The organism is Xanthomarina sp. F1114 (genome assembly GCF_026410255.1).
Taxonomy (GTDB): Bacteria; Bacteroidota; Bacteroidia; order Flavobacteriales; family Flavobacteriaceae; genus Xanthomarina.
Window position 1 is genome coordinate 136,374 of record NZ_JAPMLL010000009.1, and the last position, 16,475, is coordinate 152,848.

The 16,475-nt window shown below is 33.2% G+C and carries 15 protein-coding genes; 8 read left to right on the top strand and 7 right to left on the bottom strand.

What is annotated here, in order from left to right:
* Positions 1 to 18 precede the first annotated feature (18 nt).
* Positions 19 to 2,514, bottom strand: coding sequence for an ABC transporter permease (locus OS188_RS09095; RefSeq protein WP_267148564.1), 2,496 nt, complete (start codon positions 2,512 to 2,514; stop codon positions 19 to 21).
* Positions 2,515 to 2,552: 38 nt separating this feature from the next.
* On the bottom strand, positions 2,553 to 3,254 hold the full coding sequence (locus tag OS188_RS09100) for an ABC transporter ATP-binding protein (RefSeq protein WP_267148518.1): 702 nt from the start codon (positions 3,252 to 3,254) through the stop codon (positions 2,553 to 2,555).
* Positions 3,255 to 3,281: 27 nt separating this feature from the next.
* On the opposite strand from OS188_RS09100, the gene OS188_RS09105 reads away from it, so the two are divergent.
* On the top strand, positions 3,282 to 4,025 hold the full coding sequence (locus OS188_RS09105; RefSeq protein ID WP_267148519.1) for an arylesterase: 744 nt from the start codon (positions 3,282 to 3,284) through the stop codon (positions 4,023 to 4,025).
* On the opposite strand, the gene OS188_RS09110 is transcribed toward OS188_RS09105, so the two are convergent.
* The 3 genes from OS188_RS09110 to OS188_RS09120 all read right to left on the bottom strand — a co-directional run bounded on the left by OS188_RS09110 (position 4,026) and on the right by OS188_RS09120 (position 7,353).
* On the bottom strand, positions 4,026 to 5,147 hold the full coding sequence (locus OS188_RS09110; protein WP_267148520.1) for an SO2930 family diheme c-type cytochrome: 1,122 nt from the start codon (positions 5,145 to 5,147) through the stop codon (positions 4,026 to 4,028).
* Entirely contained in the window at positions 5,122 to 6,390 is a 1,269-nt protein-coding gene (locus OS188_RS09115; protein ID WP_267148521.1) for a parallel beta-helix domain-containing protein, read from the bottom strand. Before OS188_RS09115 ends, OS188_RS09110 begins: the two co-directional genes overlap by 26 nt.
* 150 nt (positions 6,391 to 6,540) lie before the next feature.
* Positions 6,541 to 7,353, bottom strand: coding sequence for an RDD family protein (locus OS188_RS09120; protein ID WP_267148522.1), 813 nt, complete (start codon positions 7,351 to 7,353; stop codon positions 6,541 to 6,543).
* Between the two features lie 21 nt (positions 7,354 to 7,374).
* On the opposite strand from OS188_RS09120, the gene OS188_RS09125 reads away from it, so the two are divergent.
* From OS188_RS09125 to OS188_RS09155, 7 genes are all read left to right on the top strand, one after another.
* The gene (locus OS188_RS09125; RefSeq protein WP_267148523.1) at positions 7,375 to 8,340 is read left to right on the top strand and encodes a stage II sporulation protein M; all 966 of its coding nucleotides are present in this window, start codon (positions 7,375 to 7,377) and stop codon (positions 8,338 to 8,340) included.
* Positions 8,340 to 9,059, top strand: a complete 720-nt coding sequence (locus OS188_RS09130) for a hypothetical protein (RefSeq protein ID WP_267148524.1) — start codon at positions 8,340 to 8,342, stop codon at positions 9,057 to 9,059. The genes OS188_RS09125 and OS188_RS09130 overlap by 1 nt, the downstream gene beginning before the upstream one ends.
* A gap of 35 nt (positions 9,060 to 9,094) precedes the next feature.
* Positions 9,095 to 10,264: a DUF4350 domain-containing protein gene (locus OS188_RS09135; RefSeq protein WP_267148525.1), complete on the top strand. Its 1,170-nt coding sequence runs from the start codon at positions 9,095 to 9,097 to the stop codon at positions 10,262 to 10,264.
* Positions 10,265 to 10,269: 5 nt separating this feature from the next.
* A complete protein-coding gene (locus OS188_RS09140) occupies positions 10,270 to 11,274 on the top strand; it encodes an AAA family ATPase (protein WP_267148526.1) in 1,005 nt (334 codons plus the stop codon).
* A gap of 4 nt (positions 11,275 to 11,278) precedes the next feature.
* Positions 11,279 to 12,613 carry a DUF58 domain-containing protein gene (locus tag OS188_RS09145; protein WP_267148527.1) on the top strand — a complete coding sequence of 445 codons (1,335 nt, stop codon included), beginning with the start codon at positions 11,279 to 11,281 and terminating at the stop codon, positions 12,611 to 12,613.
* Between the two features lie 92 nt (positions 12,614 to 12,705).
* On the top strand, positions 12,706 to 13,113 hold the full coding sequence (locus tag OS188_RS09150; RefSeq protein WP_267148528.1) for a DUF805 domain-containing protein: 408 nt from the start codon (positions 12,706 to 12,708) through the stop codon (positions 13,111 to 13,113).
* Positions 13,114 to 13,249: 136 nt separating this feature from the next.
* Entirely contained in the window at positions 13,250 to 13,915 is a 666-nt protein-coding gene (locus OS188_RS09155; RefSeq protein ID WP_267148529.1) for a thiamine phosphate synthase, read from the top strand.
* 48 nt (positions 13,916 to 13,963) lie between these two features.
* Here OS188_RS09155 and OS188_RS09160 read toward each other — a convergent pair whose 3' ends face one another.
* The gene (locus OS188_RS09160; RefSeq protein WP_267148530.1) at positions 13,964 to 15,163 is read right to left on the bottom strand and encodes an acyl-CoA dehydrogenase family protein; all 1,200 of its coding nucleotides are present in this window, start codon (positions 15,161 to 15,163) and stop codon (positions 13,964 to 13,966) included.
* 127 nt (positions 15,164 to 15,290) lie between these two features.
* A complete protein-coding gene (locus tag OS188_RS09165; RefSeq protein ID WP_267148531.1) occupies positions 15,291 to 16,427 on the bottom strand; it encodes an endonuclease/exonuclease/phosphatase family protein in 1,137 nt (378 codons plus the stop codon).
* Positions 16,428 to 16,475 lie beyond the last annotated feature (48 nt).

Here is a 16,475-nt window from a genome sequence, read left to right on the forward strand (position 1 = left end):
AAGAGTCTTCAAATTATACTAAGCTTCTCTACGTAAAACTTCTAAAGGCGAACTTCGTAAAACAGTTTGAATATTAGTTAAACCGATGGCTAAAACCAACAAGGTAATTCCCGGTAAAAAGATTATAAATGGAATTACCGACGGGATAAAAGGTTCTTTAAAAACAAATATAGCCAAAGATAAACTACTAAGTAATGCCAATATTAACCCCACCAAAGAACCTAAAAGTCCTAAAAAGAGATATTCAAAAGCTGAAATTTGCAAGATCTGTTTGTTTTTAGCCCCAAGGGTTCTTAGCAAGACACTCTCTTTAATCCGTTGATATTTGCTGGTTCTTACAGAACCAATCAACACAATAATACCTGTAAAGATGCTAAAGAATGCCATAAAGTTAATAATCCAGGACACTTTATCTAAAATATCATCTACAAGGGTAAATACTTGTCGTAAATCGATAATCGAGACATTCGGGAATTTAGATACTAAATCCTGCTGCAGCGCTGCAGACCTCGATTCGTCTGGTACCATAGTAGTTAATACATTAAACTGCGGTGCTTCTTCTAACACTCCCTTTGGAAATACTATAGTAAAATTAAGTTGTATTTGCGACCAGTCCACTTTTCGAATACTTCCAACAGTGGTTTCCATTAAAACGCCTTGCACATTAAATACCACGGGATCTCCTACACTTAAATGGGCATCGGCAGCAAGGTTATCTGAGATAGAAATACTAACAGGCTCGTTTGGTGCTAATTTGGGGTACCACTCCCCTGCTATCAATTCTTCAGAAGCTGTTAGAGTATCTCTATAAGTGGTTCTAAATTCGTGATTTAAAAGCCAACCTCGTATTTGACGCGTACTATCTTGGCGTATATCATTTACCTGTCGTCCATTAATGCTTTGCATTCGCATTGTTACTAAGGGAATGTTATTTAAAACAGCTAAATCTTTTGATTTGATGGTTTTTGCTACGGCATCACGTTGTTCTGGCTGGACGTCCAGGATGATTATATTTGCATTTTGAGCTGTTTGTCCGACCTCTGTTTTTGCTAATAAAATATCCTTTGTAAAATACAAAGTACTTATTAAAAAGGTTCCTAAACCAATAGCCACTACCAATACCACTGTTTGATTATTGGGTCTGAACAGGTTGAGTAAGCTTTGTCGGGCTGTAAAGTTCCAATGTTTTGGAAAAACCCGTTTAATAATTTTTATAAAACCCAAAGCTACTAGAGCCAACATGGTGAAAGTTAGCATGGTTCCAAGAACAAAAGCTAAAGCGTAAAGTGCGTCTTTAATTAACCAGAATGAAAATAAAAACAGGAATATTAAAATGATTCCAAATACCAGGAACCGAACATATTGTGGCTCCTGAGAAGCTTTTTCGTCCACACGTAACACATCTAATGGCGATACATACCAAGTGCGGAGCAATGGTAAGAGCGCAAAGAGTACCGACATAAATAAGCCCAGGAAGATTCCAATTAATATAGGTTGAGCTGTGATAGAAATTTCTAAGGTAAAAGGCAGAAAATTTTTTAAAAGATATGGAAATACCGATTGCAACCCGACGCCAATAAGCGAACCGATAGCGCCTCCAATAATACCAATACCTGCAATTTGAATTAAGAAAATTAAAAAACTTTGCAGTCTGGAAGCACCCATGCATTTTAAAATAGCAATAGGCCTTAATTTTTCTTTTATATAAATATGTACCGAACTAGCAATTCCAATACACCCCAGTAATAAGGCAATAAAGGCTGCTAAATTCAAGAACTTGCCTACATTATCGTAGCGTCTGCCTAAACGTTTGGTTGTGCTGGTATGCGTATCTAGGTCGGCATTTTCTAAATCGAGTGCTGTCTCTAATTTATCTTCCAGTCGCTTTAAATTTAAAGTATCGGAAGCTTTATAGAAATATTGATATTCTTTTCTACTGCCAAACTGTAACAATTTAGTAGCTTCTATAAAACCGTATGGAATGACTACTGGTGGCGCTACGGAGCTAGAAACAGCGGAATTCCCAGGCATGGATTTTAAAGCTCCAGCAATAGGTAACACGATCTCTCCTATTTTTATAGAATCTCCTGGTTGCACATTAAACTGAAGCAATAAAGTAGCGTCAACTAAGGCTCCTCCAGATGTTTGATAGGTATCTGCAGCTAAACTTGGCTGGGTTTCTATTTTTCCGTAAAAAGGAAAGTCGCCTTCAAGCCCTTGCACCTTTACTAATTTGGTGCCTCCATTTTTTGGAAAGGCAATCATAGAGACAAAATTGACTTCTTTTGCTCGGGGTTTTAAGGAGTCAATGATAGCTTGAGCCCGTTCTGTAGGTTTCTGTTTGGAATCGATAATAAAATCGGCACCCATTAAAGTTTTTGATTGACTCTGGATATTATCCTTTAAATTGGTACTAAATAATTGAATGGAGACCACAGCCGCGATCCCAAGAATAATGGATGCCATAAATAAAAGCAGACGTACTTTACTAGCCTTGGCATCGCGCCATGCCATTTTAAACAACCAACTTATTTGAAGATTTTTTTTGTTATTCACAGTGCTGTTGTAGGTTGGTTTGTAGAAAGGTTTGAAACTTTTTTTCCGCCCTTAAGCTTTAATATTTGCTGCGTTCGGTTAGCCAACTCTAAGTCGTGCGTAATAATTACTAAGGTGGTGCCGTTTTCTTTGTTTAATTCAAATAACAGACGAATCACTTTTTCTCCAGTGTCATCATCTAAATTTCCTGTAGGTTCGTCTGCAAATAAAATAGTTGGTTCATTTGCAAACGCACGAGCCAAGGCAACACGTTGTTGTTCGCCACCCGACAGCTGAGACGGATAATGATGTACTCGATCTGCTAGACCCACTTTTTCTAATAAGTTTAAACTTTTGGTCCTAGCGTTTTTAGCACCTTGTAGTTCTAAGGGAACACTCACGTTTTCAAGTGCTGTTAAGGTTGGGAGTAATTGAAAATTCTGAAAAATAAAACCGACTTCCTTATTTCGTAATTGTGCTCGTTGATCTTCATTTAAAGATTTTAAATCTTGACCACATAGTTCTACCGTCCCTGCATTTGGCTGGTCGAGCCCGGCACAGAGGCCTAATAAGGTGGTTTTACCACTTCCAGAAGGTCCAACAATAGAAAAGGTTTGTCCTTGTTCAACTTCAAAAGAAATATCCTGTAAAACCGTTAATTCTTTATTCCCACTGGTATATGTCTTTTCCAACCCAGTAATCTTTAATATCTTTGACATATAAATTTTTAAATTAATTATAGAGACATGTCCGAGGCTCAAAATAATCAATTACGCGCATATCTACCAATCTTAAAGGGGTTCAAACTCATAAAGTTTTGTTATTTTATTTTAGTGATTCTTCTCTTTTCCTGTGGTGATGGAAAATCGGAGAAAGCCACGGAAATTCAGTCGGCTGAAAACCAGGCAGAAACAACTGAAACACCTCAAATTAAAAGTAAAACTATTTTGTGTTTTGGCGATAGTATTACAGCTGGTTACGGATTAGATGATACAAATGATGCTTATCCCGCTATTTTACAACAAACTATAGATTCTTTAAATTTGGATTATACCGTTATTAATTCTGGCGTTAGTGGTGAAACAAGCGCAGGTGGTAAAAGCCGAATTGATTGGGTAATTAAACAGACTCCTACCGTATTTTTATTGGAATTAGGTGCTAACGATGGGTTACGTGGCGTCCCTTTAACCCAAACGCGTGCCAACTTACAAGACATTATAGATGTGGTAAAAAATAAAAGTCCAGAAACTATAATTGTACTTGCTGGTATGGAGTTACCACCAAATATGGGACAGGAATATACCACGGAGTTTAGACAGCTGTTTTACGATTTAGCAGAAAAAAATAAGCTTGCTTTTATTCCATTTATTTTAAAAGATGTTGGTGGTATTGCCTCTTTAAATCAAAACGATGGTATTCATCCAAATATTAAAGGTCATGAAATTGTGGCTAGTAATGTATGGGAAGTTTTAGGTCCCATAGTTAAGTAACTAGTTGGCTAAAGAACGGATCCAGGCATCCACAAGCTCTACACCTTCTGTATGAACCAAGTTTTTACCAATTTCAGGCATTACAATATCGGGTTCTACATGTTTCATTCTATAGAGTAAAATAGATTCTTCTGGTTTTCCAACAACCACATCATAAGCTAAATCTCCAGATCCTTTACCTGCAGCTACTGGAGGTTTATTAACACCCAATTTGTATAAGTCTTGTTCTTGATACATGAGATGTAAGCCAGATGTTTTGGCAGAACCTCCGTCTTGATGACAATGAGCACAATTAACATCTAAATAAGCCCTAGCTCTGTTGTTTATGCTTTCTGATACATCTGAATAATTGGGGAGTTTTTCAACCTCTGAAAGTGTTGGAAGATTATGTAACATGTTGTTCTCTAAGAGATAAGCCAACTGATTCTGACTTGTTCCTTCAAGCATTTGTTCTCTATGTAATTGCCTTGGTGTTGGACCTAAAGGAACTAAATCCTTGTCCTTGACATGGCAATTCTTACACATATTAATATTAGGCACCGAATAACTAAATCTTATTTGTTTTGTTCTCTCGGTAGTGGGTTCTAAAACCAAATCCATGTCTTTTCCTAAAATATATAAATAGGCTTCCGTTTGTTCTTCATTCCAAATATATGGGAGCGTTATCCACTTTCCAGAGTTTTTAATTAATAAACGGGTTTCTAATATGATATCTGATGTGCTTGTTTTTAATTCCTTATTGGTATAATAAAAGTTCTTTATAAGGGTAGTTCCTTCTGGGAAATCCAAATAACTTTCGTCAGACACATAATTTGCAGCCGTCCCTTCCGGGAAGACTATAAAGCGTTTTTTAGAGGCGTAATCGGTAAATAAAGGTGAATTTAAATCGTAAGGCACAATTTGCTTGGAGGCAGGAATTAATTGGTTTAAAGGGTTTTTAAAAAAGTTGTAATCCGAGAGTTTTTTCAAGCCTAAATCGTCATAACTAGTTAGCGTGTCTTGACTTGTTAGCAAACCAGAAACACTTATATAGGCTTTGTTTTCAACTATAGGTTTTTTCTTCTTACAGCTAATGAACAAAGTAACAACAACTAAACTACTTACAAATATATTTCGATACATCGCTGGTTGCATTTTTAAAATCATTTAAAACATCTAATCCGAAGAAAGATACTGTTTCAGTCCCTTTTTCGAAACAAATAGTCGATTCAGAAGCTTCATCTTCCAGTCCGTCCCAAAGCACATCTACTGTTTGAAATGGTTTTTTAATCATCAGAATTTTTCCAAAATCGTTATTAATGGTTGGAAATAAATAGGAATTAGAAAAAATATTTTTTCCAATTCTTATATTCCTTGGATACGGATTATAGTTGGTGTCTGAGGTATATTTATCATTTATAACCCGCACAGAACCAACCACGTCTTCGGCTTCTTTTTGTTCTTTTTTATCGCGTTTACCTAATTCGTAAATCAACTCGTAACTAGCAATAGCTATAGAAGCTGTTTTATTATCTTTAAAGGTATTGTCATGAAAATAAACACCTTCTGTACTTAAAACCAGACTTCCCGTTCCACTTGGTACTTGACCTACAATGGCTCCTGCTTTTGCAAAGTTTTTGGTATTATTTTCATAAACCAAATTGTTATACACTTCAATATTAGATCCATATTGGGTTAAACCTGGTAAATCGAAAACCAAAATACCTCCCGTATTTTCGTAAGCTTTATTACCAAAAATCTTAACGTTTATCGAGTTCTCACTTTCTATTCCGGCCACATTGTAAAATGCTTCGTTATTACTTATTACCACATCCACTGATTGACCAACATAGATTCCTGCATCTGAGGAGGCAATTGCCTTGCAATTATCTATCAGGACATTTTTGCAAAGTACTGGATAAAAAGCATAAGCTCCATTATCTTCACTTACCTCTCCAGTCCAGGAACTTTCCACATGTTTAAAGCTAATTCCATCGGTGTCCATAACTTTTATATTATCTCCTTTAGCATTTTCTACAGTTAAATCTTGAATTGTAATATTGCTACTATTTGTAATTCGTATTCCTTCTGCACCTTTGGTTTGTCCTTTAAAGTTTAAAACCGTTTTACCCATCCCTTTTCCTCTAATAGTCACATGGTTTACTCCATCTAAAGACAACGATTGCTTCAAGGTGAAATGCCCTTCAGCCAACTCAATAACGGTACTGTCTTTAGCTAATAAAAATTGCGAGAGAATGGCATTTTCTTGCCCTTCTATATAACTTCTTGCTGGTTGATATGTTGGCGTTGGTTCGCTTTTTATAACGACATATAAGATGGCTAATCCAGCAATCAGGAAAGCTAATATGTAAAGGAGTTTTTTCATGATAGGTTAAGATTTACTATAAATAAAAATGAAAGCCTAATTTAGAAAAAATATCAGATAAAGCGGAATTTCAATAAAAGAAAAAAGAGATGTATCAAAAACTAAAGCCTCTTATTGGTCAAATTTTGAAGTACCCTTGAGGTAATTGACTTACATACTTTGGGTGTAATAATTGTAGTCTTTTAATACGGCATCAATAAATTCTTTATCGTTATTATGTGAAGATTTAATGCCAGTAACTTCTATAATTTTAGAACGTAATTTAATAAGTGTTTTATAGTCGTTAGATTTAGTAGCAGATTTAAAAGTTTCCTTTATAATTCTAGCATCATTATCAGACAAGCGAATAACTGCTGGGTAAACAGGCTTATAGGTATCTGTTATTTTTTCTAAAATAGTATCTGAAAATTTGGCTTTATCTTTTAAAGAAACCACTACGGTATTAGCCATAATATCTCCAAAACGCTGATTTTTTTTAGTAAATACAATTAATAAAAATCCAGTAAGTTTTCCTATAATAAAGATAAAAACAAGCAATGCATAATTAGAACTTAAGCCTAAAGAGGCAACATAAATAAAAATTAAGGTGAAAAAGTTAAAATCAATAACCCGTAGAAACCACCGAATTACAAAATCGGTATTAGTAGGTTTAAAACCATCCACATTTATTACCTTGATATTAAGTAGCTTCTTACCAATGGTTTGTCCGTTTAATAATATTTCAGAATATAACGAATAGAAAGTAACAGGTAAAAAGATTAAAATATCTATCGCTTTTATAGACCAATGATCATTATTAAATGTATTTTCGATAAGCTGAAAGTTTAAAAACTCAATTGCAAAATAGAGATAAGCAAATTTTATAATGTTATCTATTGCAAAAGCTAATAAACGTTGTCCAACATTAGCTAAGGTAAATTGTATGTCTACATTTTGTGCAGTTTTTATTTGGAGTCTTTTCATGCAATGTCTAAATTCGCCCTGATGAGAGAAGTCGCTTTTATTAAGCAAAATAAAGAAAAATGGCTTGAATTCGAGCAAATAAGTTCGAATAAAGAAAAAAAAAGTCCAGATGATATAGCTAACCTACATATCAAGATCATGAACGATCTGGTGTATGCGCAAACCTATTACCCTAAAAGTAAGGTGACTACCTATTTAAACAAGTTAGCTAAAAGCAGTTTTGATAATGTTTACCACACCAAAAGAAGAAAAGATAATCGTGTATTAAAATTCTTTTTAGATACCGTGCCTCTACTTTGTTATAAACATAGAAAATACATTTATATATCGTTTATATTTTTCTTTTTATGCTTTTTTATTGGTTTACTTTCTACTTTTAACGACGATACATTTGCCAGGCAAATTTTAGGAAACAGCTATGTAGATCAAACTTTAGAAAACATAGAGCAAGGAGATGCCATGGCTATCTACAAAGGTGGAAGCAATTGGGGAACCTTTATTGGGATTTACGACAATAACCAACGTGTTGGTCTAAACATGTTTTTATCGGGAATATTTTTAGGAATAGGTACCGGTTTTTATGTTGTTTATAATGCTGTGATGGTAGCCGTATTTCAAGCATTTTTTTATCAACATAACAGTTTATTTGATAGTTTAAAGGGCATCTGGATTCATGGAACTTACGAAATCTTTGGAATGATAATAGAAGCAGCAGCCGGCTATATAATTGGAGCTAGTATTTTATTTCCTGGCACTTTAAAAAGATTTCAGTCTTTTAAAATTGGGGTTCGAGAGGCATTCTATATTTTTTTAAGCACCATTCCTTTTACCATTATCGCAGCTTTTTTAGAAGGATATGTTACAAGATATTCCAATACGATGCCAGTAATTCTATCCTTTACAATTATTTTATTTAGTTTATTTTCCATTAGTTATTATTATCTAATTCTACCTTTTCAAGTAGCTAAAAAACATGATTTAAGATAATGAGAACCTGTTTGCTCCTTTTATTATTTTTAAGTTATCAGGTTGGGATTTCTCAATCTAACGATGATATTCTGATGGCAAACGGAGATGAAAATACTTATATAAAAAACACAGATATTGAAGAGAAGTTGTCTTTTAAAACAGATTTAAAAGAAAAATATAACGGCAAAGATTTTGTGTATATAGACGACTTAAAAACGAAAGAGCCTGTAAAACCGGAAATATCCTCCCCTCCTAACATGGGAATTTTGGCATTATTTGTCAATTTTATGAGCTATATTTTCCCATATCTTTTAGGAATAATTGTTGTTTTAATTATACTAAAAATCCTTTTAGGCTCGGATATGCGTTTCTGGAGTCTTAAAAATTCATCTAAAAAAACAGCAGAGCAATTAATGTATGAAGATGAAGATATCCACGAAGCAGATTTTAATAAACTTCTAAAACAAGCTATTGGTAATAAAGATTACAGATTGGCAACGAGGTATTATTATTTGTCCATACTACAAAAATTATCAGATATTAAAACCATAGAATATCATAAAGATAAAACCAATACAGAATACGTATTCGAAATTGAAGATAAAGATCTTAGAAATCAGTTTTCTGAAGTATCCTATATTTACAGTTATGTGTGGTATGGCGAGTTCCCAATAAACTCAAATAATTTTCAGACCATAGAAAAAAAATATAAAACCCTTTTTAATTCCATTTCTTGACCTTCTTTAAACACATAAACAAATATCTTTTTCTAATGGTTTTATTCAGCTTAATAAGTTGTAGTAAAACCAATTGGAACGAGAATTTTAAAGAAAAAAATAAAAGTCCATTTGGTACATACATTCTATTTCATGAAGCCGAAGCACTTTTTAATAATAACGAGGTACACTATTTAAAAGAAAACATTTACGATTACCTTTTTCACCATGTTAAAGATGACGATTTTGGCAATTATATTTGTATTAAACCTACCGCTTATAAACTAGATAAAGAAGGTTTGAGTTATCTGTTGGATTATGTAGAAAATGGTAATAATGTGTTTTTATCTCTGAATTATTTTAGCGAACATTTAAGAGATTCTTTACAGTTTACCACCAATAACTTAGACGAGCATGTGTACACTCCAGAAGACTTAAAGTTATTGAATGGAAAATTATATTTAGAGAATAAAGATTTTAAAAATCAACCCTATTTGTTTGACAGAAATATTAGAAGAAATTACTTTGATAGTTATAATGAGAATAATACGATTGTGTTAGGAACCGTTGAAGTAAACAACCAAAAACAACCCAATTTCATTAAAATATACTATGGAAAAGGAGCTGTTTTTTTACATTCTAATCCGGTAGTTTTTACTAATTATAATATGCTAAATGGCAATGAGGAATATGTAGAAAACATCTTGTCTTATTTACCTTCTAAAGATGTTCTTTGGGATCCACAAATAAAATTCAGTAAGTATAGTAATACACCTGAAGAAAAACAGGATTCTATTTTTAAATTCTTCTTGCAGCATCCTAGTTTATCGTGGTTTTTGGCTGTTTCCTCAATAGGTTTAGTGCTGTTTCTGTTATTTAATTCTAAAAGAAAGCAAAGAGCCATTCCAATAATTAAACCCTTACAAAATTCTACAGTAGAATTTGCTCAAACTATTTCTAATGTGTATTTAAAGGAAGAGGATCACAAAAATCTAGTCGATAAGAAAATTACTTACTTTTTAGAAAAAATTAGAGAAAAATATCTGATTGATACCAGTAATTTAAACAAGGAATTTATAAAGACCTTAGCTTTAAAATCTAATAACGACTTAAGTAGCACAAAATATTTAATAAATACCATCATTGCATTAAACAAAAAATCGGAGTGTACCGATGTTGAATTGATTGTTTTAAACAATATGATAGAAAAATTCTTTAAAAAATAACCCCTATGGAAGAACAAATTAACCAGGACCCTTCAGAAAATTTAGAGTTTAAAAACAGGCTTGATGTATCGGAGCTTCAAGAAGCCGTTAATGACATTAAAAACCAATTAAAGAAAGTTATTGTAGGTCAGAAAGACATGATGGATCTCCTGATTGTTTCTCTACTGGCAAACGGACATGTTTTAATTGAAGGTGTTCCAGGCGTTGCTAAAACCATTACAGCTAAATTACTTTCTAGAACCATGGATGTCGATTTTAGTCGCATTCAGTTTACTCCAGATTTAATGCCATCAGATATTTTAGGAACCTCTGTGTTTAATGCGAAGACATCGGACTTCGAATTTAAAAAAGGTCCTATTTTTTCTAGTATGATTTTAATTGATGAAATTAACAGGGCTCCAGCAAAAACCCAAGCAGCTTTATTTGAAGTTATGGAAGAAAAGCAAGTTACTATAGATGGAGAAACTTATAAAATGAAAGAACCTTTTATAGTTTTAGCTACTCAGAACCCTATAGAACAAGAAGGAACATATAGATTGCCAGAGGCACAATTAGACAGATTTCTATTTAAGATAAATGTTGAATATCCTACAGGTGAAGAAGAACTAGAGATTATTATAAGAGAACAAGCCTTACAAAACGCCACAAAATTTGAAAAAATTGAAGCTATAATTGATGGTGCGAAGATTGAAAAATACAGAGCTTTAGTAAATCAAATAAAATTAGAAGAGAATTTATTGAAATACATTGCTAATATCGTGGTGAATACTCGGTCTAATTCGTTTTTATATTTAGGTGCATCTCCAAGAGCCAGTATTGCTATTTTAAAGGCTTCTAAAGCTTTTGCTGCCATAGCAGGAAGAGATTTTGTAACTCCAGAAGATATAAAAAGAGCTTCCATTCCTGTATTACAACACAGAGTAATTGTTACACCAGAAAGAGAAATGGAAGGATTAACCAGTAAGCAGATTATTGAACAAATTATTGAATCTGTAGAGATTCCAAGATAGATTAATGACTAAACTATTCAGTACTTTATTTTTAAACAAAAGACTATTCTACATTTTAGCAGGTATAGCTGTTTTATTTGTGGTAGGCTTTTTTGCGCCAATAGTTTTTTATATATCTAAAATATTACTGTTTGTTCTAGCTCTTTTATTGTTAATAGATGTATTTATTCTCTACAACAAGAAAAATGGAATACAGGCAGAACGGTTTTTACCTGAAAGACTATCGAATGGAGATAATAATAAAATCACTCTTCAAATAAAGAATAACTATTCATTTGTAAGTCACATCTCTATTATTGAAGAACTTCCATTTCAGTTTCAAAAACGCGATTTCATTTTTGATTTAAAATTGAACTCAAATCAGGACAAAACACTTCATTATAAGGTATTGCCTATAGAAAGAGGACTTTATAGTTTCGGACAAATAAATGTTTATACTTCTTCTCCGCTACAATTAGCCACAAAAAAATATGTGTTAGGCGAAACGAAAGAGCTAAAATGTTATCCGTCGTTTTTAAAGTTAAGAGAGTTTAATTTTAAAGCATTTACAGACGCAACATTTTCTTACGGAACAAAAAAAGTAAGACGGATTGGACATTCTTTAGAGTTTGAACAAATAAAAGAATATGTTTCTGGAGATGATATTAGAACCTTAAACTGGAAGGCTACAGCCAAGAGTAATCAATTAATGATTAATCAATATGTAGAAGAAAAATCTCAACCCGTATATGCTATTATCGATAAAGGCCGTGCCATGCAAATGCACTTTAACAATATTAGTTTGTTAGATTATGCTATAAATGCCACTTTAGCTATTAGCAACGTTATTTTAAGAAAGCAGGATAAAGCTGGCATGTTATCGTTTTCTAAGACAGTTGAAGATATTATTGTTGCGGAGCAAAGAAATTCTCAAATGAACTTAATTTCTGAAGCCTTATACAATATAAAAACAGATTTTTCAGAATCGGATTTTAGTAGTTTATATGCTGTTGTAAAACGAAAAATAACCAACAGAAGTCTCTTAATTTTATATACAAATTTTGAAACTATGGATGGTTTAAATAGACAACTTGCCTATTTAAGAGCCTTGGCAAAAAACCATTTACTATTAGTTGTTTTCTTTAAAAATACAGAGTTAGACCATGTAATACAATCAAAATCTGAAAACATACAAGATGTTTATGATACCATTATTGCAGAAAAATTTATGTATGAAAAAAAGAAAATTGTCAAGGCATTAAAAAAGTATGGTATTCAATCGGTATTAACAGAGCCCGAAAATTTAACGGGAGATACTATTAATAAATATCTGGAACTAAAGTCTAGAGGTCTTTTTTAATTTATTAAAATTAAAGTAAGATGCTTTTTTTTAAATAGGTAAAATGAATAATTTTATTAAATTAGCAGACTTAACCTACAAAATACAACAACATGAATTGGTATTTAAAAGTAATTAAAGAACATTACGCAGATTTTAGCGGAAGAGCAAGGCGTACAGAATATTGGATGTTTATATTATTTCAAATTATATTTGCAATAGTTGCCTTGATATTGGATGGTGTTTTAGGAATGTCTCTTTCGTCTGACCTAGCCTATGGATGGATATATTTAATATATATATTAGCAACCTTTTTGCCATCTTTAGCGGTAACCGTGAGAAGATTACATGATATTGGTAAAAGTGGTTGGTGGTACTTTATATCTATAGTTCCGTTAATTGGATCTATATGGTTATTAGTATTATTATGTTCAGATAGCGAACCAGGACCAAATAAATGGGGAAACAACCCGAAGGAAATTGGTAATGATAGTTTAATCGATTCTATAGGAACAGAATAAGTCTTTCCAATTTAAACAACTTCTAACTCTTGTTTGTTTTATTAGCAATTATACATTGTTTAATAAAACAAACAAGGTCATATTTCAACCTCCTTGCAATGTTTGCTCATAGAATAGCAATACGTTAATATTAAACATGATTATCCCTAAACTACATTATATATCTCAAGGAGATTCACCCAAAGAACATTTGGAGAACATTCAAAAGGCTTGTTCCTCTGGTGCCGAATTAGTGCAATTACGTTTAAAAGATGTTTCTGCCAGTCCGAAAGGCTGGTCCGAAAAAAAAATATTAAAAATAGCCAAGGAAGCTCGCGACATAACGTCTCATTTTCAGACAAGATTGTATATAAACGATTATTATAAGATAGCAAAAGACGTTAAAGCAGATGGAGTACATTTAGGAAAATCCGATGCTTGTCCTACACTAGCTAGAAAGCATTTGTATACCTGGCAAATGATTGGTGGTACTGCGAATACCTTAGAAGATTGTGAAACATTAATCTCTAAAGAAGTTGATTATATTAGTTTAGGTCCGTTTAGATATACAACAACTAAAGACAGTTTACCTCCTATTTTAGGGTTAAAAGGTTATTCTGCAATTATGGATGTTTTAAAAGGAAACACCCCAATAATTGGCGTTGGCGGAATAACCACAAAAGATGTTGAAGCCATATTAGAAACAGGAATTTCTGGAGTTGCCGTCTCTGGAGAAATTACGCGCGATTTTAATAATATAAAAACATTTCACGAGTTATTAAAAGCCTCATCAACAAAAGAACAACGACATACTTTTAAATAAATCTGGATTATTAGTTAACTTAATACTGAAGGTTTTTTATAACTAAATTTAACTCTTATTTTCCTTAGCTCTCGTTTTCTGAAACAATTCTTTAAAAAGTCCACGAGCAATCAAAAGTTTCATAATTTCGTTAGTACCGGCATAAATTCTCGCTACCCGATTATCTGCATACATTCGGGCAATTGGGTAATCCCAGATATACCCGTAGCCTCCAAAAAGCTGCAAACATTCATCCACAACCTGACTGTGTAGTTCTGTGGCCGAATACTTAGCCATAGAAGCACTTTCTGCAGTTAACCTGTGTTCTTGTAGTAAATGCGAACAACGGTCTATAAAAGTTTGATGTATCTGTAATTTCGTGGCACATTCAGCCAGTTTAAATTGCGTATTTTGAAATCCAGCAATGGGTTTCTTAAAAGCAGTTCTTGTCGAGGTATATGCAATGGTTTTTTCTATAGCTCCTTCTGCTCCACCTATTGCGTTTAGGGCTACGGATAAGCGTTCTCTGGCCAATTCTGTCATCATAATTTTGAAACCTAAACCTTCTTTGCCCAATAGATTTTCTTTTGGAACCTTTACATTGTCAAAAAACAACTCGCAAGTGTCTTGAGCTTTCATCCCTATTTTCTTAAACGGAACACCCTTTTCAAAACCTTCATAAGCACTTTCCATAATTAATAGAGAGACACCTTCTTTTTCTGTGCCTATATTGGTTTTTACGGCTACAATAGACATATCAGACATATATCCATTAGTGATAAAGGTTTTCTGTCCGTTTACCAAATAATGGTCTCCGTGATCAACAGCGCTTGTAGTAATAGCTTTTAGATCGCTCCCGCAATTGGGCTCGGTCATCCCGATAGAGGTTATAATGTCTCCTAAAGCCATTTTAGGTAAATATTTTTGCTTTTGATCTTCGGTACCATATTTTAATATATACGGAGCAACAATATCTGAATGCAAGGAAAAACCTGGACCACTAATGCCTTCTTTAGCCATTTCTTCAATTAGTAAAGCATTAAAGCTGAAGTCTAGGCCACTTCCTCCATATTCTACAGGCATATCCATACAAAGCAATCCTAATTCTCCTGCGCGTTTCCAGATATCTCGACTCACCATGCCATGTTTTTCCCATTCGTCTGTATGATCGATGACTTCGTTATGGATGAAATCGCGAATCATCTCTTGCATCATTTTGTGTTCTTCCGATGCGTATATGTCGCGTTCTAATAAAACATTTTTTAACATAGTAAACAGGGTTTAAATAGGGCTTCTTTTTACAAATAATAACTTTTAGATTTTTTAAGTCACTCCAAGATACCTTTTATAATTTGATTTTCAATTAAATAAACAACTTAGAAACCGACAATATAATTTATAGTTTATTCAATTTTATGCTTAGAAACTCATCGCTACTTTCTGTTTGCAGTTCTAACCAAATGGGCAAATGATCGCTTATTTGATTTCTTTTCCAATATCTGTTAAAATAGGATGTAAATTTTAAAGCATCTGTTAAAGTACTTGGGTCATCTTTATGTTCCAGCATAAGTTGATGATACTTGGCTATTTCTACTGGATCATTAATATATACATAATCAAATAAATTGAACACGCCTCCTTTTTCTATGCCATAATCATCTTTAGCTATTTTAAAATAATCGTCGACATTTAGGAAAATCCGATCGTAAATTTGATTTAAACTGGTATTGGTAAATTTTCCGGATAAGCCATCACTTTCTACAAAGGTCTGATTGGTTATAAGCTCTACAATGTCTTCATCGTTTTTATACAGGTTTGTATCTCCCAGAATAATCATGTTTTTATATTCCACTTCGCTAAGCTGTAATTTTCTTTTAAGTATTTCCATTAATAACCGGACTTCCTCTTTTCGAATGGCTTTGTTTAACGGACCATCCCCGGGATGCAAATGCACACTAACAATGGAAAATTTTCTCCAACCACTTTCAAAGCCCGTAAAAGTTGGGGTTCGTTTTAACTGACTAATAATAGCATTGTTTTCTATGAGCTCTGGCGGAATTACAATTTCTCCGGATAAACCAGAATGTATGACACGTCTAGAATCATAAATAAAACCAAAGCGTTCATCGTTTCCGTAACTCCCTTCAGTAACATCACTGAGCGTGTATTTCCAATGACTTCCTAACAACCTTAGTACTTTTTTAAAGTCGTCTAAATCGCTATTAACTTCTTGAAGCGCAACAATATCGAAAGCATTTATTATTTCAGCTATATAATATAAGGATTCTGCTGTACGATTTTTTAAGGTGCCAAAATTCTTGATATTCCATGAACATAATAACAGATTGGTATCAACCGTCTTTCTTGGAACCTGCTCTAAAAGACCTTCTCGCAATTGGAGTAAATTAGACAAAGTTCGTTTTTTATCGGCATCAGTCAACATCCGTTTATAATAGTTTTCTGAGTCGAGCATGATTAAGGAATACCGATCGTTAAATAATTCGCTGTCTGGTCTTAAATCGTTATACCACATATTAGATGTTGTTTATTTTGTTCGTGTATACATATGAATAAATCTGTA

Excerpts from the sequence above, each read along its gene's own strand:
- OS188_RS09095 (WP_267148564.1), bottom strand. The coding sequence starts at position 2,514 with ATGGCATGGCGCGATGCCAAGGCTAGTAAAGTACGTCTGCTTTTATTT.
- OS188_RS09100 (WP_267148518.1), bottom strand. The coding sequence starts at position 3,254 with ATGTCAAAGATATTAAAGATTACTGGGTTGGAAAAGACATATACCAGT.
- OS188_RS09105 (WP_267148519.1), top strand. The coding sequence starts at position 3,282 with ATGTCCGAGGCTCAAAATAATCAATTACGCGCATATCTACCAATCTTA.
- OS188_RS09110 (WP_267148520.1), bottom strand. The coding sequence starts at position 5,147 with ATGTATCGAAATATATTTGTAAGTAGTTTAGTTGTTGTTACTTTGTTC.
- OS188_RS09115 (WP_267148521.1), bottom strand. The coding sequence starts at position 6,390 with ATGAAAAAACTCCTTTACATATTAGCTTTCCTGATTGCTGGATTAGCC.
- OS188_RS09120 (WP_267148522.1), bottom strand. The coding sequence starts at position 7,353 with ATGAAAAGACTCCAAATAAAAACTGCACAAAATGTAGACATACAATTT.
- OS188_RS09125 (WP_267148523.1), top strand. The coding sequence starts at position 7,375 with ATGAGAGAAGTCGCTTTTATTAAGCAAAATAAAGAAAAATGGCTTGAA.
- OS188_RS09130 (WP_267148524.1), top strand. The coding sequence starts at position 8,340 with ATGAGAACCTGTTTGCTCCTTTTATTATTTTTAAGTTATCAGGTTGGG.
- OS188_RS09135 (WP_267148525.1), top strand. The coding sequence starts at position 9,095 with ATGGTTTTATTCAGCTTAATAAGTTGTAGTAAAACCAATTGGAACGAG.
- OS188_RS09140 (WP_267148526.1), top strand. The coding sequence starts at position 10,270 with ATGGAAGAACAAATTAACCAGGACCCTTCAGAAAATTTAGAGTTTAAA.
- OS188_RS09145 (WP_267148527.1), top strand. The coding sequence starts at position 11,279 with ATGACTAAACTATTCAGTACTTTATTTTTAAACAAAAGACTATTCTAC.
- OS188_RS09150 (WP_267148528.1), top strand. The coding sequence starts at position 12,706 with ATGAATTGGTATTTAAAAGTAATTAAAGAACATTACGCAGATTTTAGC.
- OS188_RS09155 (WP_267148529.1), top strand. The coding sequence starts at position 13,250 with ATGATTATCCCTAAACTACATTATATATCTCAAGGAGATTCACCCAAA.
- OS188_RS09160 (WP_267148530.1), bottom strand. The coding sequence starts at position 15,163 with ATGTTAAAAAATGTTTTATTAGAACGCGACATATACGCATCGGAAGAA.
- OS188_RS09165 (WP_267148531.1), bottom strand. The coding sequence starts at position 16,427 with ATGTGGTATAACGATTTAAGACCAGACAGCGAATTATTTAACGATCGG.